This is a genomic window from Chromobacterium aquaticum (assembly GCF_021129195.1).
GTDB classification, from domain to species: Bacteria; Pseudomonadota; Gammaproteobacteria; order Burkholderiales; family Chromobacteriaceae; genus Chromobacterium; species Chromobacterium aquaticum.
In genome coordinates this window covers 40,900-62,975 of the sequence record NZ_JAJOHW010000092.1, presented here as the reverse complement: position 1 = coordinate 62,975, position 22,076 = coordinate 40,900, and the positions used below count along the sequence as shown (strand labels likewise).

The following is a 22,076-nucleotide window of genomic DNA, read 5'->3' as shown; positions in this document are numbered from 1 at the left end:
GTTGTGCGACACAATTGAATACCGAATATATGTGGGTTGATCGAGTATCAACCTAGGCTTCTTTAAGTTTGTACCAGTTTATGTCTGGTGGCCATAGCGAGGTGGTCCCACGCCTTCCCATCCCGAACAGGACCGTGAAACGCCTTAGCGCCGATGATAGTGTGGCATTCGCCATGTGAAAGTAGGACACCGCCAGACGCCCCATTGCAAAGCCCAGCTCAATCGAGCTGGGCTTTATGCATTTCTATTACGAAAATAGCAGGTCTTCAAAAAGCACAAGGGCGCTGCAAGCAGCGCCCTTGTCGTATCCGGCATGGATGTCTTATTTCTTGGCCTTGGCGGCTTTGGGGCTGTCCGTGCTCTCTTCCTTGCTTGCCGTCACGAGCACTTGCCGTTCCGGAGCGATCTCGGTCAGCAATTGCTCCAGCAGCTTGCTGCGCGAGGCGATGTGATGGTCGAAGCGCCAGTCCTTGAGCAGGTCGATGGCGACGTCGAAATATCGCATGTCGATATCATAGAGCAGGCTCAGATCGAACGAGCGGCCCATTTCCAGCGCGGTGGCCAATTCTTTCAGCACCTGCATTTGCTGCGGGTCGTGTCCTTCTTCGATGAAACGGCGGATTTTCTTGGCGGCATTCATGGCGACGGTCCCTTGTTGGCAATGGGCCCTATCTTAGCCAATGTCGCCGGCGCTGTAACTCGCATTGGCGCAAAGCCAACTTTATGTGGCGCTGAATACCACCCAAAAGAACTATTTCCATTAGGTCGTTTTCTCTTGCCATTGCCCGCGTTTGGGGAATGGGTTTTTCGTTCGCCAGCCAGTATGGTGTGAGTATGGAGTTGGACTGGCCGATAGCTGGCCGCTGCGGAGGCGAAATGACAAGCACAAGATATCAGCAGTACTCGGTGTTGGCGGTCAGTACCTTTGCTTTCACCGTCTGTTTCATGGCCTGGATGATGATGGGCGTGGTGGGCATTCCGGTGAAGCAGCAGTTGGGGCTGAATGAGACCGAGTTCGGCATTCTGGTGGCGATGCCGGTATTGTCCGGCTCGCTGGTACGGGTGCCGTTGGGTATCTGGACCGACCGTTATGGTGGCCGCATTGTGCTGTTCTGTCTGATGCTGAGCACGGTGTTGCCGATTTATCTGATGGAGTACGCCACCCATTTCTGGCACTTCCTGTTGATCGGCCTGTTCATCGGCTTGGCCGGCGGCAGTTTCTCGGTGGGCACGCCTTATGTCGCGCGCTGGTTCGACGCGCGCCATCAGGGCATGGCGATGGGGGTGTTCGGCGCCGGCAACTCCGGCGCGGCGGTCAACAAGTTCGTGGCGCCGGCGCTGATTGCGCTCGGTGGCTGGACCCTAGTGCCCCAGGTTTACGCCGGGATCATGCTGGCGGCGGCGTTGTTGTTCTGGTTCTGCAGCTATCACAATCCGGCGCATCTCAGCGGCGGCGGGCAGCGCTTCTCAGAGCAATTGCAAGTGCTGCGTGATCCGCGGGTCTGGCGTTATTCGCAGTATTACTCGGTGGTGTTTGGCGGTTATGTCGGCCTGTCGCTGTGGCTGACCAAGTATTTCGTCGGCGAATACGGTTTCGATATGAAGAGCGCGGCTTTTCTGGCCGCCTGTTTCTCTTTGCCTGGCGGCGTCTTGCGCGCGATCGGCGGCTGGATGTCCGACCGTTTCGGCGCCTATCGCACTACTTGGTGGGTGATGTGGGTGCTGTGGGTATGCTTTTTCATTCTGTCCTATCCGCAAACCGAAATGGTGGTGGCGACGGTGAAGGGCCCCTGGAGCTTGCATATCGGCCTGGATTCCGTGCTGTTCACCGTGGTGTTGTTCGTTGCCGGCGTGGCGATGGCGGTGGGCAAGGCATCGGTGTTCAAGTTCATCGCCAATGATTTTTCCGACAACATCGGCGCGGTTTCCGGCGTGGTGGGTCTGGCCGGCGGCCTAGCCGGTTTCGTGTTGCCGATTCTGTTCGGCGCGTTGGTGGATCTCACCGGGGTGCGTTCCAGCTGCTTCATGCTGCTTTATGGCACGGTCTGCGTCAGCCTGGTATGGATGCATTACTCGTTCAAGCCTTTGGCCGAGCAGCGCTTGCATCTGGCCGTGGTCAAGCCTTGAGCGTTTGGTTTTTCGGCGTCGATGCTGGCTGTCGGCGCCGCCAGTTTGTCAAATAGCGCCGGTCCGGTCATGACCCGGGTTGGCGGGGAGGAGTCCGTCATGTCTTATCTGATCAACCGGTGGGAACCGGAGAATGCCGAATTCTGGCAGAAGGAAGGGCAAAGCATTGCCCGCCGCAATTTATGGATCTCGATTCCATGCCTGACGCTGGCGTTCGTGATTTCCGTGTTGTGGAGCGTGGTCACCTTGAACCTGCCGAATGCAGGCTTCAATTACACCAAGGATCAGCTCTTCCTGCTGACGGCGCTGCCGGCCTTGTCCGGTGCCACCTTGCGCATTTTCTATTCCTTCATGCCGTCCATCGTCGGCGGCCGCAAGTGGACCACGCTGTCCACCGCTTCCTTGCTGATACCGGCGCTGTGGTTGGGCTTCGCGGTGCAGGATTCGAGCACGCCTTATCCGGTGATGCTGGCCATCGCCTTGCTGTGCGGCCTGGGCAGTGGCAATTTCGCCAGCTCCATGGCCAATATCGCTTACTTCTTTCCCAAGGCGCAGAAAGGCGCCGCCAATGGCCTGAACGCCGGCTTTGGTAATCTGGGGGTGTCGCTGGCGCAGTTCGTGATTCCGCTGGTGGTGACCGGCGGCATGTTCGGCGCTCTGGGCGGCGATGCGCAGCATTATGTGAAGGAGGGAGTGGAGAAGAGCTTGTGGCTGCAGAATGCCGGCTTTGTGTGGGTGCCCTTCATCGCGCTGGCGACGCTGGCGGCCTGGTTCGGCATGAATGATCTGGCCGATGCCAAGGCCTCGTTCACCGAGCAGGCGGTCATTTTCCGTCGCAAGCACAATTGGCTGATGTGCTGGTTGTATATCGGCACCTTCGGCAGCTTCATCGGCTTTGCCGGCGCTTTCGCCTTGCTGACCAAAACCCAGTTCCCTGAAGTGCCGGTGGCCAAGTTCGCTTTTATCGGCCCCTTGCTTGGCGCCTTGGTGCGGCCGGTTGGCGGCATGATTTCCGACAAGCTCGGCGGCGCGAAAGTGACGATGTGGGTATTCGTGGTGATGGCGCTGGCGGTGCTGGGCATCCTGCATTTCCTGCCGGCGCATGATGCGGCCGGTCAGTTGAGCGGCGGCAGCTTCGCCGGCTTCTTCGCGATGTTCCTGCTGTTGTTCACCATGGCCGGCGTCGGCAATGGTTCGACCTACCGGATGATTCCAACCATCTTCACGTTGGGACGGCTGCGCGCGGTTGCCGGCCGCGGCGAGGAGGCTCGCAAGCAGGCCGAAGTCGATGGGGTCAAGGAGTCGGCGGCGGCCGGCGGTTTCATCAGCGCCATCGGCGCATACGGCGGTTATTTCATCCCGCAGAGCTTTGGCGCTTCGATGAAGGCGACAGGCGGCGCGGAACCGGCGCTGCTGTGCTTCATCGTGTTCTATATCAGCTGCATTGCGCTGTGCTGGTGGTTCTATGCGCGCAAGAACGCGGAAGTGAGCTGCTGAGTTAGCGGCAGTTCGGCGGAAACCGGCGCGGCATCATATCGATGCCGCGCCGGTTTTGTCATTCAAGCATCGGAAAGCTCTGCCTGATAGAGCGGATTGGGCAATGTCCAATAAGGCCGGGTCTGGTGCAGTTGTTGCAGCAGCAGGTCCAAGTCCCGCTGCATCAACTGGCGCAGGTGCTGTATCAGTGCCTGGGCATCGGCTCCGGGATGCTCGCTCAGCCAGCGGCCGACATCGATGGCTTCGGGCACGCGTAATTGCAGGCTGCGCGGGCCGGGCGGACGTGGGCAATAGGCGTTGAGGGTGTCGCGCAGCGTGCCGCGGCAATAGTCCTGGCGAATGCGCTTCACGCATTCGGCGATATGTTCCTGCGCCAGCAGCGGCTGATTGTAGGCGGTTTCATCGACGCGGTTCAGCCGCTCCCAGGCCGCCAGCCCTTGCTTCAGCTGTTGCTTGCGTTCGCGGTCCTCGCTCTCGCGGGCGGCGCGCTGCCAGCGGCGAGGCGCGGGCAAGGACAGCGCCGAATCCGGCGTCAGCTGGTCCAGCTGTTGCGCCAGTGTGGCCAGGAACTGGCGGCGGCGGGTGAAATAAGGCGCTTCCGGCAGCAGGATGCCGGCGGCCTCGGCTTCGCGGGCCAGCAAGGCCGCCAATATTTGCTGTAATTGTTGAGGCAGTGCTTGAGCGTGGTCCAGCGGCAACCGCAGCCGCTTGGCGGTCCAGGCCAGTTCCTTGCCGATGGCGGCGCTCTCGTCACGGATGAAGCGCAGCTTCCATAGCAAGGGTTGCACCAGCACGCGCTGGGTGGCGGCTTGCTCATCCAGGCTGGAGTAGGCGTCCAGCGCCAGTTCGGCCACGCCCTGGTAGAGCGGGGCGATACGGTCGGCGTGCCAGTTCACCGCGCCTTCCGGATGCAGCAGCACGCCGTGTCCTTGCAGCGCCCAGGCCACGGAGTGCTGCTTGGCGGCAGCGCCGCCGGAGCCGGGGATTTGCGCGATCAGGTTGTTGCGCAGCCAGAAGCGCTGCATGGCCGCGCCCATGCCGTTGACGATGTCGTGGGTGGCCCAGCAGGCCAGCCGCGGCGCAAAACGGGCGGACAGTTCCTTGTCTATCATCCAGTCGGTGAAGAATTCCGGGTGATTGGGCGCGAGGAAGCAAGCTTGCCCGGCTTGCAGGCTGGCGCGCAGCCGCGTCTGATCGGCGTCGGGAATCTGGATGTCGCGGATATCGCACAGCCCGGCCAACCCGGGCAGCCGGCGCAAGCCCGGCAGGTCGCGCAGCAGGGGCAGGCCGTGCAGATTCAGCCAGCGGTTGATCGGGACCAGGCGCCGCATCAGTTTGGCGTCGGGAACAGGGGCGACAAAGGTATTTAGTCGGGATGCGGAAGAGGGGGGCGTTGCTGTCATGCCGAGCAGTTATACCTTCCGCATGAAGATTGTCAACGACAATAAGAACCGTGTCGGCGTTTACGGCTGCTTGACGATGAAATTGGGGCCGCCCTCACGCGCTTTGTGCAAGGCCTCGTCCAGCCGGTCCAGCATCGGCTTGGGCGTGCTTTCGCTGCCACGCAGCGCGCTGAGCCCGACGCAGGCGGCGGCGGTGCGTTCCTCGCCCTGGTAGACGAAGGTCAACTGGCGCAGCGCCTTGATCAGCCGGCGCGCCAGCTCGTTGGCGCCGCTCATGCCGGTGCTGGGCAAGAGAATGATGAAGGCGTCGTCCTCGCGTTTGGCCACCAGGTCGCTGTCACGAGTGCTCTGCAGGCACAGGCTGCCAGCCAGGCGCAGCAGATGGCGGTGCACCGAGCCCTCGTCCAGTTCCGGCACCCGTTCCGGCATATTCATCAGAGATAGGATCAGGCCGGAGACGGCGCCGCCATAGCGCCGCGCGCGCCCGGTTTCCGCATGGGCGGCTGACAGCAGGCGATGCATGCCGGCCACTCCGGTCAGTTTGTCGTCGTCGGCGGGCTTGTCTTCCTCGCGCAGGTTCTTCATCAGGCTGATCGAGCGCTCCACCAGGCTGCGCTCAAAGTCCAGCAACTGGCTCATGACCTTGGTTTCGGTGCGGTCGCTGAAGCTGTAAACCAGTAAGCGCGTGCCGTCCAGTTCCACCTCGCGCAGCGATAGCTGTACTTCAAAATGGCGTCCGCCATTGGCTTGCAGGGTCAGTGCGCGGTTGTAGATCATGCTGCTGTGGCGCAGCTCGCGGGCCAGCAGCTCATGGTCGGCGGGGTTGGGCAGAAAGTGGGAAAACGACTGGCCGATCAGATCGCCATGGGGCGTGGCCAGCAAGATGGCCGCCAGTTGGTTGGCGCTGACGATCTGGCCATCGGCGGGCAGGGCGAGGATCAGGCCGCCCTGCACGGTATCGATCAAGGACTGAAAAGCTTGCAAGATCGCCATATGGCACCTCGTAAGTGGCTGAGGCCGGCGAGTTCGCTCCGGGCGCGGAAGGCTGCGCGCGGAAGAGTGGGGCCGCTGCTCTGAGAACTTGCTCACCATCCCTTGCGCGTCGCGAGGCCCGGCACGGCGCACGCCCCTTCAGAATGCTCATGGGCTTCCCGGCGCATTCCACGGCTGCCGCTGCGTTTGCCCCGCCCTGGGGCGCGCGATGTGAACACGCTCTAAGTGTATTCCCGGAGTGGTGATATTTCATGCTCAAACCGCTGGACGGTAGTTTTGGCCGCTAAATGGCGATGTTGCCGCGCCAAGCCACAATTAATTGCCAGCGTTCGCTGAAAATCGACATCATTCGTGGTAAATTCGAGTTTGTATTCAAAATACACTAGCGAGAACCGCTGCCCGTCGCCACCCCTGACGCGGTCGCGGCGCTGCCTACTCGGCGGTTTTCTCTCCCTCGCCCGGCTTGCCGGGTCCCTTCCGTTCGTTTCCGGGCTTCATGATCTGGCCTGGCACGAGCCGCGCCCCTTCCGGCGCACCACAGCACCTTTGCCGTTGTTGCGGCCGCGCGTTCATGCGCGCCTTGATTCCGGCGATTCAATAACAATGATTCGGACAAAGAAGCAGACAGTATTATGGCTAGATCACAATGGGGCTCACGCCTCGGTTTCATTCTCGCGGCAGCCGGTTCGGCCATCGGCCTGGGCGCGATCTGGAAGTTTCCCTATGTCGCGGCCACCAATGGCGGCGGCGCTTTCCTGTTCATCTACCTGGGCATCTGCCTGACGCTGGGCCTGGCCCTGATGTTGTCCGAGATGGCGCTGGGCCGGGCCTCCAAGGCCGGCGCGGTGGGCGCGTTCCGGCAGCTGGCCGGCGGCGCCTGGCCCATCATCGGCTATATGAGCGTGCTGGTGTGTTTCCTGATCCTGGCGTTTTACAGCGTGGTGGGCGGCTGGACCATAGCCTATATCGTCAAGGCGCTGGGCGGCAGCATCATGACCTCCGACGCCAAGGTGCTGGGCGGCATTTTCAGCGGCTTCATCAGCGACCCGCTGCAGCCCATCGCCTATCACGCCGGTTTCGCGCTGCTGACCCTGTGGGTGGTGGCCGGCGGCGTGCAAAAGGGCATTGAGAACCTGTCGAAATTCCTGATGCCGGCCTTGTTCGTGCTGATGCTGGTGCTGATCGCCCGCGGCCTGACGCTGCCGGGCGCGTGGGAAGGCGTCAAATACTTCGTCGCGCCGGACTTCTCCAAGGTCAGCGCCGCCATGCTGGTGGACGCGTTGGGCCTGGCCTTCTTCTCGCTGTCGCTGGGCCTGGGCATCATGATCACCTACGGCTCCTACGTGAGCAAGGAATCCAATCTGCTGGGGTCGGCGCTGTGGGTGATCCTGCTGACGGTGGCGACGTGCTTCCTCGCTGGTCTGATGGTGCTGCCGGCGGTGTTCGCCTTCGGTTTCGATCCGTCCGCCGGTCCCGGCCTGACCTTCATCACCATGCCGGCGGTGTTCGCCCATCTGCCGCTGGGCCAGCTGTTCGCGGTGATGTTCTTCTGCCTGCTGTTGCTGGCGGCGCTGACTTCCTCGGTGTCCCTGCTGGAAGTGGTGACCAGCTTCGCGATCGACGAATTCGGCCTCAAGCGTGGCCAGGCGGCCTGGGTGATGACGCTGGGAATCTTCTTGCTGGGCATTCCGGCGTCCCTGTCCCTGGGCGTGTGGAGCGAGTACCAGTTGTTCGGCATGGGCTTTTTCGATCTGCTGGACTACCTGACCTCCAAGCTGCTGATGCCGCTGGGTGAACTGCTGCTGGCTCTGTTTGTGGGCTGGAAGGCGTGGCCGGTGGTGCGCCGCGAGCTGGCGGGCGACGGCGCCGGCCGCCGCATGCGGCTGATGCGCGGCTTCTGCATGGCGATGGCGCCGGCTCTGATCGGCTGGATCATGGTGGCCAGCCTGCGCGCCGGCTGATCCGGCCTGAGCGCCCGCTCAGCACGAGCCCGCCGCGAGCCGCGGCGGGCTTTGCGCTACACTTGCGGTTTTATCGCCCCATCGCAAGGAGCCGGCGTGAAGTCCTCCCTTTCCCTGGTCCTGGCAACGCTGGTGTTGACCGGCTGCGCCGCGACCGCTCCCGCGCCGGTTTCGGCGCCCGTTTCCGAACTTCCCGCGCCAGTTCCGACAATGACGCCCGAAGCCAGCACGCCGTTGGCGACGCCGGCGCCGGCTGTCACGCCGCCTCCGCCCATCGGCAAGCCGGCCAGCCGTCCGGCGCTCACGGACGCGCAGGGCGGCGAACTGCTCAACCGCCTGCTGCCGGCAGGCATTCCGGACCGCAAGGGCTGGAACGCCGACATCATCGGCGCGTTCAGCCATCTGAAGATTCCCTATACGCCGAAATATTTCTGCGCGGTGCTGGCGGTGGCCGAGCAGGAGTCCGGCTTCAGCCCGGACCCGGTGGTGCCCAATCTGTCCAAGATCGTCTGGGGCGAGATCGAACAACGGCGGCAGAAATACCTGATTCCCGGCTTCGTGGTGGACGCCGCGATGCAGAAGAAATCCCCGGACGGCCGCAGCTATAAGCAGCGGGTGGACGCGCTGCGCACCAAGCGCGAAATGAACGCGCTGTTCGAGGACATGGTGCGCGAGCTGCCGTTCGGCCAGACCATCTTCGAACACAAGAACCCGATCCGCGATGGCGGTCCGATGCAGGTCAGCGTGGCGTTCGCGGAAACCCATGTCCGCGCCTGGCCCTATCCTTATCGCTACGCCGGCAGCCTGCGCGACGAAGTGTTCACCCGGCGCGGCAGCGTGTATTTCGGCAGCGCCATCCTGCTGCAATACCCGGCGCCTTACAGCCAGATGGTCTACCGCTTCGCCGATTACAACGCCGGCCGCTACGCCAGCCGCAACGCCGCCTTCCAGCAGGCGGTGGCTCGTCTCAGCGGCCGCAAGCTGGCGCTGGATGGCGACATCATGCTGTACCGCGACAAGATGAACCGGGCCTTGTCCGGCGAGGCCAGCGAAACCCAGAAAGCGCTACAGGCCTTGTCCGGCCGGCTAGGCATGAGCGCGGACGATATGTTGCGCGACCTGCGCCTGGAGAAGCTGTCCGGCTTCGCTCAGACCGCGCTGTACCAGAAAGTCTTCGCGCTGGCCGGCGCCAGGGCGCCGCGCGAAATCATGCCGCAGATCGTGTTGGTCAGCCCCAAGTTCACCCGCCGCCTGACCACGGAGTGGTTCGCCCGGCGCGTGGATGGCCGCTATCAAAGCTGTCTGGCGCGCGCGGGGGCTTAGAACGTGTTTACGATCTAGCGAGCAAGAGCGAGACACGAGAACCGCTGGGGTTTGGTTAGCGGGTCTTAATGCTTTTGGGCTTGCCTTGCCCGGCCACCTATAGTTAGAACGTGTTTGCGATCTCGCGAGCTCGCGCGAGGCATAGAACCGATTCCTCGAACAGCCCTCCGCTTCCAAGGCGGAGTCTTCGTCCATGCACGCGAACAGGAGTTCCGATGCGCGTACGTCTGAAGCTGGCGCACAAACTGGCCTTGTTGATCGCACCGCTGGTGTTGCTGTTGCTGGGCGGTGCGCTATGGCAGGCCCATGAGCAATGGCAGCTGGCGCGCGCGTTGCAGCGCGACGAGGCGCTGGCGGACAGTGTGCGGAGCGTGGGCGAACTGATCCAGGCCTTACAGATAGAGAGGGGCTTGAGCAACCGTTTCCTGAGCGCGCATCAGCCGCCGCCGCCGGGCTTGCAGCAACAGCGGCAGCGGGCGGACGAGGCGCTGGCGTGGCTGCGCCGGCAGCGGGGCGAGGATATCTCCGCCAAGCTGGCCGGCTTTCTGGATCAGCAGTTACCAGCCTCGGCCGCGCTGGCCAGCCTGCGGCGCGAGGTGGATGCGCGGCATGTTTCGCCCTTACCGGCTTTTGATCGCTACACCGACATCATCGAAAACCTGTCCCGGGTGATCACCCTGTTTTATTCGCAGAGCGACGAGGTGCGCGCGCTGGTGCAGCAATGGGCGGCGCTGCATTGCCAGAAGGAGTACACCGGCCGCGCGCGCGGCTTGATCGGCGGCGTGCTGGTGGTGGGCAACTTCAATCTCACCGATTTCCGCCTGGCCAGCGGCATGGTGTCGCAGGAAGCCTTGTGCCGCGGCCTGTACCGGCAGAGCGGCGGCGACGAGGCCCTGCTGGCTCGGGCGCTGAACGCCAGCTCGCAATACGAGACCGCGCGCGACGGCGTGCTGGCGCGCGGTCCCGGCGCGATGCAAAGCCTGGGCAGCGAGGAGTGGTTCCAGCTGGCCAGCGCGCGGATCGACGCCTTGTTCGGGGTGCAGGGCCAGTTGCTGGACCGCATCCGCCAGGCGCTGGCGCGACAGGCGGACGCGGCGCGCTGGCAAAGCTGGCTGGCGATCGCGGTGTTGATCGGCGTGCTGGCGCCGATAGGCGCCGCGGTGTGGATGGCGCGCAATATCCTGAAAACATTGGGGGCGGAGCCGGATGAAGTGGCGCAGGGCATGCGCGAGCTGGCTGGCGGCCAACTGGACTTCCGCCTGCCGCTGGCCGCGGCCGACGACAGCAGCCTGGCCGCGCATATCCACCAGATGGGGCGGAAGCTGAGCGGAGTGATTCTGCAGGTGCAGCAGGACGCGGACGCGGTGGCCAATGCCGCGCTGCAGTTGAATAGTGCCTCACAGGGCTTGTCCGACAGCGCCTGCCGCACTTCGGCCGACATCGAGCAGACCAGTCACGCGGTGGACGAGATCGCCGGCCAGATGTTCGCGATGGCGCGCGACGCCGGCCGCAGCGGCGATATCGCCAGCGAGGCGGCGCGTCAGGCGGAAGAGGGCAAGCGGGTGGTGGGCGAAACCATAGCGGCGATGCATGTGATCGCCCAGCGCACCGAGATCATCGACGACATCGCCTACCAGACCAATCTGCTGGCGCTGAACGCCGCCATCGAGGCGGCGCGCGCCGGCGAACTGGGCAAGGGCTTCGCCGTGGTGGCCGACGAAGTGCGCAAGCTGGCGATGCGCAGCCAGGCCGCGGCCAAGGAGATAGGCCAGGTGGCCACCGGCAGCGTGCGCTTGGCGGAAGCCGCCGGCAAGAGCCTGGGCGCCATCGTCGAATCCAGCGAACTGACCCGGGAGCAGGTATCGGCCATCTCCAGGGAAGCCATCGTCCAGGCCCAGCACGTCGGCACCATCAATCAGACCATGCAGGGCCTGAGCCAGCTGTCCCAGGGCAATGCCGCCGCCAGCGAGCAACTGTCGGCCGCGGCGCAGGAAGTGTCGCAGCGGGCCGGCAGCTTGCGCCGGCAGATGGCCTATTTCCGCCGCCCTCCGGAGGTTTAGCGCACCTCGCGCATATCGTCGCGGCGGATGCGCAAGCGCACCGGCGCGCCATCGGCCAGCACGTCGGCCGGGCCGTGGTTGAGCCGGTCCACCTGCAACAGGGTGCCGGCGCTTTCCACCTGATAGCGGATGATATTGCCCAGCAACTGGCGCTGGCGCACCACCGCCGGCAGGCTGTCGCCGGCGTCGGCCTCGGTCAGCAACTGGATGGATTCGGGGCGGATCGCCAGGTGGCCCTGGATTTCCAGGCCCAGCAGCGTCCGGCTCTCGCTGGCCGACAGCAGATTGTAATTACCCATGAAGCGGGCGACGAACTCGGTGGCCGGCTGGGTGTAAATGGTCTCGGCGCAGCCTTCCTGCTCCACCTTGCCCTGGTTCATCACGAAGATGCGGTCTGACAGCGTCAGCGCTTCTTCCTGGTCATGGGTCACGAAAATGGTGGTCAGCCCCAGGCGGCGCTGGATGTCGCGGATCTGCTCACGCAGATTCTTGCGGATGCGCGCGTCCAGCGCCGACAGCGGCTCGTCCAGCAGCAGGATGCGCGGCTCCACCACCAGCGCGCGCGCCAGCGCCACCCGCTGGCGCTGACCGCCGGACAACTGGTGCGGATAGTGCGCCTCCTTGCCGGACAGCTCCACCAGCGCCAGCGCCTCCGCCACCTTGCGGCGGATGTCGGCGGCCGGCCGCTTCTGCATCTTCAGGCCGAAGGCGATGTTCTCGCCGGCGTTCATATTGGGAAACAGCGCATAGCTTTGAAACACCATGCCGATGCCGCGCTTCTGCGGCGCGCAGGCGGTGATGTCCTCGCCCTGCATGCGGATCACGCCGCCGCTGGGCGTCTCGAAGCCGGCGATCATGCGCAGCACCGTGGTTTTGCCGCAGCCGGACGGGCCCAGGAAAGTGACGAATTCGCCGGCTTCCACGCGCATATTGAAGTCGTGCACCACGGTGTGCTGGCCGTAGCGCTTGTGCAGATGTTGGATATCCAGATAAGCCATGTATGAATGCGTTCCCAAGTTCAGTGAGAGGCCGCCTCGCGCAAGGCGCGGCGATGGCGGCCGGCCACCTGCAGCAGGCCCATGGCCGCCCAGGTGATCAAAAAGGCGATGATGGCCAGCGCCGCCGGCTCATAAGCGCGGTTGGCGCCGATCAATTGCAGATACGGTCCGAAGGCCGGCCGCGCCAGCAAGCTGGCCATGGTGAATTCGCCGATGACGATGGCGAAGGTCAGGAAGGCTCCGGACAGCAGCGCGGATTTGATATTGGGGAAGATCACCCGCAGCAGGATCACCCGCCAGCCGCCGCCCAGGCTTTGCGCCGCCTCGGCCAGCGAACGCACGTCGATGGCGGACAGGCCGGCGTCGATGGAACGGTACAGATAGGGCAGCGCCAGCGTCACATAGCTGCAGACCAGCAAGAGATCGGTGCCGCGCTCGCTGCCGGTCAAGGGCAGCCAGGCGTCGCTGCCGAACAGGCGCAGATAGCCGAACACGATGACGATGGCCGGGATCACCAGCGGCAGCAGGGTGATGAATTCCACCAGCGGCCGCAGCTGCGGCAGCTTGAGCTGGATCCAGAACGCGGTGGGCGCCACCAGCAGGATGCCGATGACGATGGTGAGCAAGGCCATCAGCACCGAATAGGCGAAGCTCTGCTGAAAGCCGGGGTCCTGCAGCACCGTCTGGTAGGCGGCGAAGCTATAGCCCTCGCGCAGCATCTTCAGGCTGAACTCGAAGGTAGCCAGCAGCGGCAGCAGGAAATACAGGCCGCCCACGGCGACGGCGATCCAGGCGCCCAGCCGCGACGGCGGCTGGTGGGCAGGTTGGTGTGTCATGAGCGGCTCCTTTCCGCGCGGCTGCGCAGCCAGATATAGGCGGCGTTGGACAGGCCGGTGACCACGATCATGCCCAGCGCCAGCGCATAGCCCAGGTTCTGATCGTGCAGCACGTCGCCGCGGATTTGCGCATAGAGCAGGATGGTGACGATGTTGAGCGAACTGCCGGTCAGCGCGTAAGCGGTGGCCACCGCGCCGAAGGCGTTGGCGAACAGCAGCAGCGCCGCGCCCAGGATGCTGGGCCACAGCACCGGCAGCGCGACGCGGCTCCAGTAGGCGAAGGCGGAGCCGCCCAGGCTGTCGCAGGCCTCGCGCCATTCGGTCTTGAGGCCGTCTATGGCCGGGCTGACGATCAGCACCATCAGCGGAATCTGGAAGTACAGATACGTCAGCGTCAGGCCGCTGAAGCTGAGCACGCTGAAGCCGCCGGCGTAGAGATCGAAATCCAGGTAGCGGCGCAGCAGCACCGTCACCAGTCCCATGCGTCCCAGCGTGGCCAGGAAGGCGAAGGCCAGCGGCACGCCGGCGAAATTGGACGCCACCCCGGAAAAGGTGGTCAGCGTCGGCCGTATCCAGCCGGGCAGCCGGCCGCGGATGGCGGCCAGGGCCAGCAACAGGCCGAAGACCGCGCCCAACAGCGCCGAGGCGGCGCTGATCTGCAGGCTGATCTTGTAGGCGTCGAGAATCGCCGGCTCGAACAGCCGGGCGATATTGTTCAGCGTGAAATGGCCGTCGGCGTCCTGGAAAGCGCCCAACAGCAAGCGGGCGGTGGGCAGGAGCAGGAATAGCAGCGCGAACAGAAAGAACGGCGCCACGCCCAGCCAGGACAGCGAGACGAAGCCACCGCCGGCGCGGCGCGACGACGCCGGGCCGGAACGGGCGGCGAGGGGATCGGAAGATGCGGACATGAGGGCGTGTTTCCAAAGAGAGCCCGCGCGCGGCGGAAGCGCCGCGCGCCAATCAGGGCGAAACGGCTTACTTGACGTTGCTGCCCACCACGCTGTCCCACTGCTTGGTGATCACCGCCTTGTAGGCTTCCTGCTGCTCCAGCGTCGGGAACAGGGCCTTCTTATAGGCGCTGGCGTCCGGCATCTTGCTCAGCAAGTCCTGCGGGATTTTCTTGCGCGCGGCCAGATCGTTGAAGCGGGTGGGGTGGCAATAGCCCTTGAGCCAGCCCAACTGGCCCTCGTCGGAGAAAAGATACTCCTGCCACAGCTTGGCGGCGTTGGGGTGCGGCGCGTAGGCGCTGATGCCCTGGGCGTAGACGCCGGCGACCACGCCGCTCTTGGGCACCACCACTTCCACCTTGGGGTTGCCCTTCAGGGTGTCGCGGTCGGCCAGCGCGTTATAGTCCCAGCGGATCACGATGGGGGTGCTGCCCTGGGCCAGCGAGGCGGCCTTGCCGATCACCGGCACGAAGTTGCCGCTCTTGTTCAATTGCGCGAAGAACTTGAGGCCGGCGTCGGCGGCCTTGGCCGCATTGCCCTTGGTTTGGGACAAGCCGGCGGCGAACACGCCCTGGATCGCCTGGTTGGCGACGCGCGGATCGCCGGCCAGCGCCACCGCGTTCTTGTATTCCGGCTTCAGCAGATCGCTCCAGTCGGTCGGCGTCTTGGTGACCAGATCCTTGTTCACCTCGAAGGCCAGCACGCCGTAGTAATCGCCGTACCAATAACCGTCCTTGTCCTTGACGCTGTCCGGAATACTCTTCCAGTTGGATACCTTGTACGGCTGCAACAGGCCGGCGGCCTTGGCCTGCGGGCCGAAGGACAGGCCGACGTCGATCACATCCGGCGCCTGCGGGCCCTTGTTGTTCTTGTTGGCCTTGATCGCCTCCAGTTCGTCGGCGGAGCCGGCGTCCGGATTCAGCTCGTTCACCTTGATGCCGTACTTGGCCTTGAAGCCGGCAATCAGGCCGCCGTAGCCGCACCAATCATGGGGCAGGGCGATCACATTCAGCTCGCCTTCCTTCTTGGCGGCCTGGATCAGCGCGCTCAGGTTGTCGGCGAAAGCGGTGTTGGCCAGCAAGGCCAGCGCGCCCAGCACGGCGCAGCGCAACGGTTTGTTCATGGCATCCATCCCTTTGGACTAGGTCAAATAAAGGCGATGCTGATGGTATGCCGCCTTGATGACATTCCGGTTTACGACACATGGCAGTTTGATTGCACAACAGTGACGAATCGGTTCCGGCCCGGTTTGCGGCGCGCGCGCGCATTCATTTCCTTGTCATTTTCGCTTGTTAAAAAGCCGGCATCGATCTGATTGCTGGACTAGTCCTGATGCTTGAAGCGAAACCGCTTTCCCAGGCCGCGCGCATCCGCGCCGCCTTATTGCAGCAAATCGACGGCGGCCTGCTGCGGCCGGGCGACCGCCTGCCGTCGGAGCGCGCGCTGGCCGATCTGTTCGCCACCACCCGCATCACCTTGAAAGAGGCGCTGAGCGTGCTGGAGGCCGAAGGGCGGGTCTACCGCGAGGAAAGACGCGGCTGGTTCGTCGCTTTTCCGCGGCTGGAATACGCGCCGCTGTACGGCAACCATTTCCAGCGCATGGCCGACGCCCAGCAGCGGACGGCGGAAACCCGGCTCTTGAGCGTGGAAACCGTGCTGGCCTCGCCCGAGCTGTGCCGGGCGCTGGAAGTGCCGCCCTTGAGCTCGCTGTGGAAAATCTGCCGTCAGCGCAGCCTGGACGGCAGAGTGGCGCTCTATGTCGAGCACTTCCTGCGGCCGGAGCGCTTCCCCGGCATCCAGGAGCAGGATTTGCGCCAATCGCTGACCGGCCTGTATCGCCGTCATTACGGCATCGAATACGCGGCGGCGGCCTTCGACATCCTGCCGGCGGCGGCGCAGGGCCGCGTGGCCCAGGCGCTGATGCTGGCCGAAGGCAGCCCGGTGCTGCTGATACGCCGCGTCAATCGCGACGCCGCCGGTGCCGCGCTGGACTGCGATTACGAATACTGGCGCCACGACGCGGTGCGCGTCAGCGTGCGCAGCGCATGAAACCGGCGGCTTCTTCATCGCTGTTTGCAATTCAGGCTGCCGGCTTCACGCCTGCTTAATCACTGACGGTTTTTTGCCGGTTTCCGGCTACAAACGCTTACATGCCGACACCAGATCGCTGCTGACAGCGCGGCGCCGCCGGGCGATGCTGAATGGATCAAGCCGTTGCCATAAACGGCGTTTTTACCGGAGAGGAAACATGCCATCCCTTACCCGCCGCCTCCTGCCCGCGGCCATCGCCTTAGCTTGCCTGGGCCTCAGCGCCTGCGTGGTGACGCCGCCGCGCACCCAGATCGTCTACCGCAACCCGCCGCCGGCGCCGCATGCCTGGCACCCGGCCGAGCATCCCTATTATCTGCACGCGATGAGCGACCTGCGCATGGCGCGCGCCTATCTGGCGCGGCCGGATTACGAGCCGGTGGCCAGCGATGAGCGCCGCGCGGTGGCGGAAATCGACGCCGCGCTCGACGAAATGCGCCGCGCGGCGATCGAAGACGGCAAGAACCCGTGGCAGGGCGAGCCGCCGGACGCCAATCTGCCCGCCAGCGACCGCTTCCACAAAGCGATGTCACTGCTGGATTCGGCGCGCCGCGACGCCAGCCACGCCGAGGACGATCCCTGGGTGCGGGACTTGCAACACCGCATCGTTCACCACATCGACGAAGCGAAGCGCGCCACTCAACAAGCGGTGGCCGACGCGCTGCGCTAAGAGCCTGTTTGCGATCTAGCGAGCTAAGGCGAGACAAGGCGAGACAAGGCGAAAACGGCTGAGAAAGTGAAATGTACGCGTGGTACATGAGTATTTTGAAGCCGTACACACCGTGTAATGCCCCACGACGCGCAGCAGATCGCAAACATGTTCTAAGCCAAAAGGAGCACATCATGCAATTCACGACCGCGCGCGGCCTGCTGGCCGCCTTGATCCTGTGCGCCGCCGCCAGCCAGGCGGCCCAGGCCGCCGACCCCTGGCGCGACGGCGATCCCTGGAGCTGGGAACAGCACCACTGGCAGCCGGAGCAACACCCCTACTATCTGCACGCGATGAGCGATTTGCGCATGGCGCGCGACCTGCTGGCGCGGCCGGATTCGCCGCAGGTGAGCAATGACGAGCGCCACGCCGTCGACGAAATCAACCAGGCGCTGCGCCGGATGCGCGACGCGGCGATCAACGACGGCAAAGACCCGTTCGAGCGCATGCCGCCGGACGCCAGCTGGCGGCCGGAAGATCGCTTCCACCAATCGCTGCTGTTGCTGGACAAGGCGCGTCAGGACGCCGGCCATCGCGAGGACGATCCCTATCTGCGCTCCTTGCAGCGCGACATCGTCTACCATATCGACGCCGCCAAGCGGGCGGTGAACATCGCCATTTCCGACGCGCTGCGCTGACGGCGTTCCGCGATCATTGCTCCCGCCGCGTCGTCGCGAACCACTGCAGAAATCCGCTTCGCGGCGGCGCGGCGCATTCGTTCCACCCCTCGTCCCTTGCGCCAGGTCTGCCGCCGTCGCCGCCGCGAGCGCGGAGAATTGCGCTACCATGCCATCCCTGACATTCGCCCTTCGCAGGAGATCGCATGAGCCGCGTTTTAGTGTTGTACACCGGTGGCACCATAGGCATGACCGAAACCCCGGACGGCCTGGCGCCGTCGCCTGGGCTGCTGCCCGGCCTGCTGGAGCGCTTCCGCCGTCCCGGCCTGGATTTCGACGTGGTCGAATTCGAGGAATTGATCGACTCCTCCGCCATCGAGCCACGCCACTGGAACCGCATCATCGCCGCGCTGGCCGAGCGTTATCACGACTACGACGGCTTCGTCGTCATCCACGGCACCGACACCATGGCCTATACCGCCGGCGTACTGGCCTTCGCGCTGCGTGGCCTGGCCAAACCGGTGGTGCTGACCGGCGCGCAACTGCCGCTGCTGCACCCGCGCTCCGACGGCTGGAACAATGTCGCCGACGCGCTGGAATCGGCCTGCCAGCCGGCATTGCACGAAGTCGCCATCGCCTTCGACCGCCTGCTGCTGCGCGGCTGCCGCGCCCGCAAGCTGGACGTCGAGCATTTCGCCGGCTTTGGCGCGCCCAATGCCGAGCCGCTGGCCCGCTTCGCCATCCACCCGCATTGGAACCAGGCCGACTGGCTGCGCGGGCAGGGCGAATTCCAGGCGCTGACGCTGCGCGAAGACCTGAGCATTGCCTGCCTGTTCCTGAGCCCGGGCCAGGGCGCGGCGCTGGCCGGCCGTCTGATGGCGGACCCGGCGCTGGACGCGGCGGTGCTGATGAGCTACGGCAGCGGCAACGCGCCGGCCGATCCGACGCTGCTGGCGGGGGTGCGGGCCTTGACCGCGCGCGGCGGCGCGGTGCTCAACATCACCCAGGCGCCGCGCGGCGCGGTGGAAGTGGGCGCTTACGCCGCCAGTCAGCCGCTGGCGCGCGCCGGCGCGGTGGCCGGGGCGGACCTGACGCCGGAAGCGGCGCTGGCCAAGCTGCATGTGCTGCTGTCCGCCGGCCTCAGCGGCCCGCAGCTGGCGGCGCAATTGGCCCGGCCCTTGCGCGGCGAGATGAGCGCGCATTAAGACGCCGTTCACTATCCAGGCTGCTCATTTTTTGAGCAGCCTTTTTTTGTGCCGGTTTTTCAGGGCCTTGCCGCGCTTGTCCACAGCTCGCCCACATGGCTTTACACCTTGGGTGTGGGCAAGCGGCGCTGGCGGCCAGCCATGGCCGGCCATGGCCGAGGTGGGCGTTTTTGTATGCCGTCATCCTGAAAAGGCGTGCTGTTTTGCCTAAAAAATAAGCGGTCGAAAATGCGCTTGGCGGAACAAGGACTTGGCGGCCTTATCCACAATTGTCCCACACGGCTTTTCACGCTGGATGTGAGTAATCCAATGAATTGCCTGTTTTTTGAGCAGGTCGAACAAATCCATTTCACGGCAAGGGCTTAGCGTCATTGTCCACAGCTGGCGCACAGGGCTGTCCCCCTGGCTTGTTGAGAACAGCGGTCCGGCTGTTGATAGCGCGGCAAGCGGCGTATAATTGAACGCTTTTCCGTATGTTCGAGAGCAGCAGGATGTCAGAAGGCGCGGCGCGGCCGTTGAAGATCGCCATCGTGGGGCCGGAGTCCTGCGGCAAGACCACGCTGGCGCGCGCGCTGGCGGAAGCGTTGAACGCGGCCGGCATTGCCGCCGCCTGGGTGCCGGAATACGCGCGCGATTATTTCGCCACGCGGCCGTACCGCTCCACGCCGGAGATCATCGAGGAGGTGGCGCGCGGACAGTTGGCGGCGGAACAGTCATTGGCTGGCGGCGTCCAAGTCTTGTTGTGCGACACCACGGCGTTGAATTGCAAGATCTGGAGCGAGGTGGCGCACGGGCATTGCAGCCCCGGCTTGCTTGCGCTGTACCGGCCCGGCGATTACGCGCTGACCCTGCTGGCCGAGGCTGACATCCCCTGGGAGCCGGACCCGCTGCGCAGCCACCCGACCCAGCGCGACTGGCTGTTCGGCCTCTACCGGCAGGCGCTGCAAGACGCGGGCGTGAACGCGACGCGGGTGCATGGCGCGCACGCGCAGCGGATGGCGCAGGCGCGGACGGCGCTGGCCGCCATCTGGCCGGGCGAGTTGCCTAAATTTTGAGCGGCAAGAATAAAGCGCTGGAAATTCAGCAAATTGCCGCAATTATCCACAACAGGCCCACAAGCTTGTCCTGCCAGCGCGTGGATAGTTGTCGGCGGTAGATTAAAAAATAAGCGACAGTAAAAAGGCGTGAAAAATGAAGGCGCTGCGGCTCTTGTCCACAGCCCGCTCACAGCCCTGTCCCAATCGAGTGTGCAAAAATGAACGAAACCTTTGAATTGAGCGGCGAATACATCGCCTTGTGCGACCTGCTGAAAGCCTGCAATGTCTGCGATTCCGGCGGCGCCGCCAAGCATTTCATCGCCGAAGGCAATGTGCGCGTGGACGGCCAGGTGGAACTGCGCAAAACCTGCAAGATCCGCGTGGGCCAGCAAGTCAGCGGCGATGGCTTTGCCATCCGCGTCGTGGCGCCATGAACGACGACGACTTCGACCCGCCGCCGGAAGCGCCCGAGCCCCCGCCGGACGACGCTTGCTGCGGCAGCGGCTGCGACCCGTGCATCTGGGACAGCTATAACGCGCTGATGACGGAATACCGCGCCAAACTGGCCGCCTGGGAGTTGCGCGAAGCCGCGCGCCAGGCCGCCGCCAACGGACAATGAGCATGGCCAGCATCGATCTGCACTTTCATTCCCACGCCTCCGACGGCGCCTTGCCGCCGGAGCAGGTGATCGCGCGCGCCGCCGAGCGCGAAGCCACCCTGGTGGCGCTGACCGACCACGACTGCACCCACGGCCTGGCCGCGGCGCGGGCCGAGGCGGCGCGGCAGGGCCTGGCCTTCCTCAATGGCGTCGAAGTCTCGGTCAGCTGGGGCAAGCACACCGTGCACATCGTCGGCCTGGGCATAGACCCGGAACAGCCGACGCTGGCCGCCGGCCTGCAATCGATACGCGACGGCCGCGTCAACCGCGCGCGGCAGATGTCGGACGAACTGGTCAAGGCCGGCATTCAAGGCGCGTTCGACGGCGCGATGGCCTTGTGCGACAACCCGGAAATGATAGGCCGCACCCATTTCGCCCGCTTCCTGGTCAACAGCGGCCAGGTCAAGGACGTGCGCACCGTGTTCCGCAAATTCCTGACCCCGGGCAAGCCCGGCTATGTGGCGCATGAATGGGCCAGCCTGGAAGACGCGGTGGGCTGGATCCGCGCCGGCGGCGGCGAGGCGGTGATCGCCCATCCCGGCCGCTACGATATGGGCCGCACCCTGATCGAGCGGCTGATCAACGACTTCAAGCAGGCTGGCGGCCGCGGCATCGAAGTGGCCAGCGGCAGCCACAGCCTGGACGATATGCACAAGTTCGCGCTATTGGCGGACCGCCACGAGCTGTACTCCAGCGCCGGCAGCGATTTCCACGCGCCGGGCGAGGGCGGCCGCGACGTCGGCCGCACCGACGACCTGCCGCCGATCTGCAAACCCATCTGGAACGCGCTGGCCGCGCGCATCATCCGGCCCGCGGACCTGGCACAAGGCTGACCTTACATGGCACAGTTTTTCATGATCCACCCGGACAATCCGCAAGCGCGGCTGGTGCGCGAAGCGGTGAAGATCCTGCGCGAGGGCGGGGTGGTGGTCTATCCCACCGACTCCTGTTACGCGCTGGGCTGCATGCTGGGCGACAAGCCGGCGATGGAGCGCATCCTGGACATCCGCCAGCTGGACCTGCGTCATCACCTGACCCTGGTCTGCCACAATCTGTCCGAACTGGCCAACTACGCCAAGGTGGACAACAGCCAGTTCCGCATGCTGAAAGCCGCCACCCCCGGCAGCTACACCTTCATCCTGCAAGCCACCCGCGAAGTGCCGCGCCGCACCCTGCATCCCAAGCGCTCCACCATAGGGCTGCGGGTGCCGGACCACAAAGTGGCGCTGGCCTTGCTGGAAGAATTGGGCGAGCCGATTCTGTCCTGTACCCTGATGCTGCCCGGCGACGAGGAACCGTTGACCGATCCGTATGAAATCCGCGAGCGGCTGGAGCACGCGGTGGACGCGGTGATAGACGGCGGCTGGTGCGGCACCGATCCCACCACCGTGATCGACATGACCGAGGGCGTGGAGCTGTTGCGCCGCGGCAAGGGAGATCCGGCGCCGTTCGGTCTGTAAGAACCTGTTTACGATCTCGCGAGCTAAGGCGAGACAAGGCGAAAACGGCTGAGAAAGCGGAATGTACACGTGCTACATGAGCATTTCGAAGGTGGACTCACCGTGTCACGTTTCACGACGCGCAGCAGATCGTAAACAGGTTCTAAGCACCGCCTTT

Annotated in this window: 21 protein-coding genes and 1 rRNA gene; 15 read left to right on the top strand and 7 right to left on the bottom strand. The window is 64.5% G+C overall.

What is annotated here, in order from left to right; all coding sequences use genetic code 11:
* Nucleotides 1–83 precede the first annotated feature (83 nt).
* Nucleotides 84–198 (top strand): 5S ribosomal RNA (gene rrf / locus LQT98_RS14735).
* Nucleotides 199–322: 124 nt separating this feature from the next.
* On the opposite strand, the gene LQT98_RS14730 is transcribed toward rrf, so the two are convergent.
* Complete coding sequence (locus LQT98_RS14730; RefSeq protein ID WP_231463199.1) at nucleotides 323–640, bottom strand: hypothetical protein; 318 nt, start codon at nucleotides 638–640, stop codon at nucleotides 323–325.
* A 236-nt stretch (nucleotides 641–876) separates the two neighbouring features.
* Between LQT98_RS14730 and LQT98_RS14725 the strand changes: the two genes are divergently transcribed.
* Nucleotides 877–2,127 (top strand): MFS transporter, encoded by a 1,251-nt coding sequence (locus LQT98_RS14725; protein ID WP_231463197.1) that lies wholly within the window; start codon nucleotides 877–879, stop codon nucleotides 2,125–2,127.
* A gap of 99 nt (nucleotides 2,128–2,226) precedes the next feature.
* Nucleotides 2,227–3,624: a NarK family nitrate/nitrite MFS transporter gene (locus LQT98_RS14720; protein WP_082151083.1), complete on the top strand. Its 1,398-nt coding sequence runs from the start codon at nucleotides 2,227–2,229 to the stop codon at nucleotides 3,622–3,624.
* 62 nt (nucleotides 3,625–3,686) lie between these two features.
* On the opposite strand, the gene LQT98_RS14715 is transcribed toward LQT98_RS14720, so the two are convergent.
* The gene (locus tag LQT98_RS14715; RefSeq protein ID WP_231463195.1) at nucleotides 3,687–4,955 is read right to left on the bottom strand and encodes a hypothetical protein; all 1,269 of its coding nucleotides are present in this window, start codon (nucleotides 4,953–4,955) and stop codon (nucleotides 3,687–3,689) included.
* A gap of 132 nt (nucleotides 4,956–5,087) precedes the next feature.
* On the bottom strand, nucleotides 5,088–6,020 hold the full coding sequence (locus LQT98_RS14710) for a PAS domain-containing protein (RefSeq protein WP_048410486.1): 933 nt from the start codon (nucleotides 6,018–6,020) through the stop codon (nucleotides 5,088–5,090).
* A gap of 632 nt (nucleotides 6,021–6,652) precedes the next feature.
* On the opposite strand from LQT98_RS14710, the gene LQT98_RS14705 reads away from it, so the two are divergent.
* From LQT98_RS14705 to LQT98_RS14695, 3 genes are all read left to right on the top strand, one after another.
* Nucleotides 6,653–7,981 carry a sodium-dependent transporter gene (locus tag LQT98_RS14705; protein WP_048410485.1) on the top strand — a complete coding sequence of 443 codons (1,329 nt, stop codon included), beginning with the start codon at nucleotides 6,653–6,655 and terminating at the stop codon, nucleotides 7,979–7,981.
* Between the two features lie 210 nt (nucleotides 7,982–8,191).
* A complete protein-coding gene (locus LQT98_RS14700; RefSeq protein ID WP_231463194.1) occupies nucleotides 8,192–9,304 on the top strand; it encodes a DUF1615 domain-containing protein in 1,113 nt (370 codons plus the stop codon).
* A 215-nt stretch (nucleotides 9,305–9,519) separates the two neighbouring features.
* On the top strand, nucleotides 9,520–11,364 hold the full coding sequence (locus LQT98_RS14695) for a methyl-accepting chemotaxis protein (protein ID WP_231463191.1): 1,845 nt from the start codon (nucleotides 9,520–9,522) through the stop codon (nucleotides 11,362–11,364).
* Here the strand turns inward: LQT98_RS14695 and LQT98_RS14690 are convergent.
* The 4 genes from LQT98_RS14690 to LQT98_RS14675 form a co-directional block, all read right to left on the bottom strand.
* Nucleotides 11,361–12,362 carry an ABC transporter ATP-binding protein gene (locus LQT98_RS14690; protein ID WP_231463190.1) on the bottom strand — a complete coding sequence of 334 codons (1,002 nt, stop codon included), beginning with the start codon at nucleotides 12,360–12,362 and terminating at the stop codon, nucleotides 11,361–11,363. The genes LQT98_RS14695 and LQT98_RS14690 overlap by 4 nt on opposite strands.
* 20 nt (nucleotides 12,363–12,382) lie before the next feature.
* On the bottom strand, nucleotides 12,383–13,198 hold the full coding sequence (locus tag LQT98_RS14685; protein ID WP_231463188.1) for an ABC transporter permease: 816 nt from the start codon (nucleotides 13,196–13,198) through the stop codon (nucleotides 12,383–12,385).
* The gene (locus LQT98_RS14680; RefSeq protein WP_231463186.1) at nucleotides 13,195–14,106 is read right to left on the bottom strand and encodes an ABC transporter permease; all 912 of its coding nucleotides are present in this window, start codon (nucleotides 14,104–14,106) and stop codon (nucleotides 13,195–13,197) included. The genes LQT98_RS14685 and LQT98_RS14680 overlap by 4 nt, the downstream gene beginning before the upstream one ends.
* Nucleotides 14,107–14,173: 67 nt before the next feature.
* Nucleotides 14,174–15,268: an ABC transporter substrate-binding protein gene (locus tag LQT98_RS14675; RefSeq protein WP_231463185.1), complete on the bottom strand. Its 1,095-nt coding sequence runs from the start codon at nucleotides 15,266–15,268 to the stop codon at nucleotides 14,174–14,176.
* Nucleotides 15,269–15,477: 209 nt separating this feature from the next.
* Between LQT98_RS14675 and LQT98_RS14670 the strand changes: the two genes are divergently transcribed.
* The 9 genes from LQT98_RS14670 to LQT98_RS14630 all read left to right on the top strand — a co-directional run bounded on the left by LQT98_RS14670 (nucleotide 15,478) and on the right by LQT98_RS14630 (nucleotide 21,919).
* Entirely contained in the window at nucleotides 15,478–16,194 is a 717-nt protein-coding gene (locus LQT98_RS14670) for a UTRA domain-containing protein (RefSeq protein ID WP_231463183.1), read from the top strand.
* Between the two features lie 199 nt (nucleotides 16,195–16,393).
* Complete coding sequence (locus LQT98_RS14665; RefSeq protein WP_231463181.1) at nucleotides 16,394–16,903, top strand: hypothetical protein; 510 nt, start codon at nucleotides 16,394–16,396, stop codon at nucleotides 16,901–16,903.
* A gap of 173 nt (nucleotides 16,904–17,076) precedes the next feature.
* The gene (locus tag LQT98_RS14660) at nucleotides 17,077–17,580 is read left to right on the top strand and encodes a hypothetical protein (protein ID WP_231463179.1); all 504 of its coding nucleotides are present in this window, start codon (nucleotides 17,077–17,079) and stop codon (nucleotides 17,578–17,580) included.
* Nucleotides 17,581–17,765: 185 nt separating this feature from the next.
* Complete coding sequence (locus LQT98_RS14655; protein ID WP_231463177.1) at nucleotides 17,766–18,764, top strand: asparaginase; 999 nt, start codon at nucleotides 17,766–17,768, stop codon at nucleotides 18,762–18,764.
* Nucleotides 18,765–19,255: 491 nt separating this feature from the next.
* On the top strand, nucleotides 19,256–19,819 hold the full coding sequence (locus LQT98_RS14650) for an AAA family ATPase (RefSeq protein ID WP_231463175.1): 564 nt from the start codon (nucleotides 19,256–19,258) through the stop codon (nucleotides 19,817–19,819).
* A gap of 200 nt (nucleotides 19,820–20,019) precedes the next feature.
* Nucleotides 20,020–20,235: an RNA-binding S4 domain-containing protein gene (locus LQT98_RS14645; RefSeq protein WP_231463173.1), complete on the top strand. Its 216-nt coding sequence runs from the start codon at nucleotides 20,020–20,022 to the stop codon at nucleotides 20,233–20,235.
* Entirely contained in the window at nucleotides 20,232–20,420 is a 189-nt protein-coding gene (locus LQT98_RS14640; protein ID WP_019101808.1) for an oxidoreductase-like domain-containing protein, read from the top strand. Before LQT98_RS14645 ends, LQT98_RS14640 begins: the two co-directional genes overlap by 4 nt.
* Nucleotides 20,421–20,422: 2 nt before the next feature.
* Complete coding sequence (locus LQT98_RS14635) at nucleotides 20,423–21,292, top strand: 3',5'-nucleoside bisphosphate phosphatase (protein ID WP_231463171.1); 870 nt, start codon at nucleotides 20,423–20,425, stop codon at nucleotides 21,290–21,292.
* Between the two features lie 6 nt (nucleotides 21,293–21,298).
* Nucleotides 21,299–21,919, top strand: a complete 621-nt coding sequence (locus LQT98_RS14630; RefSeq protein ID WP_048410477.1) for an L-threonylcarbamoyladenylate synthase — start codon at nucleotides 21,299–21,301, stop codon at nucleotides 21,917–21,919.
* Nucleotides 21,920–22,076 lie beyond the last annotated feature (157 nt).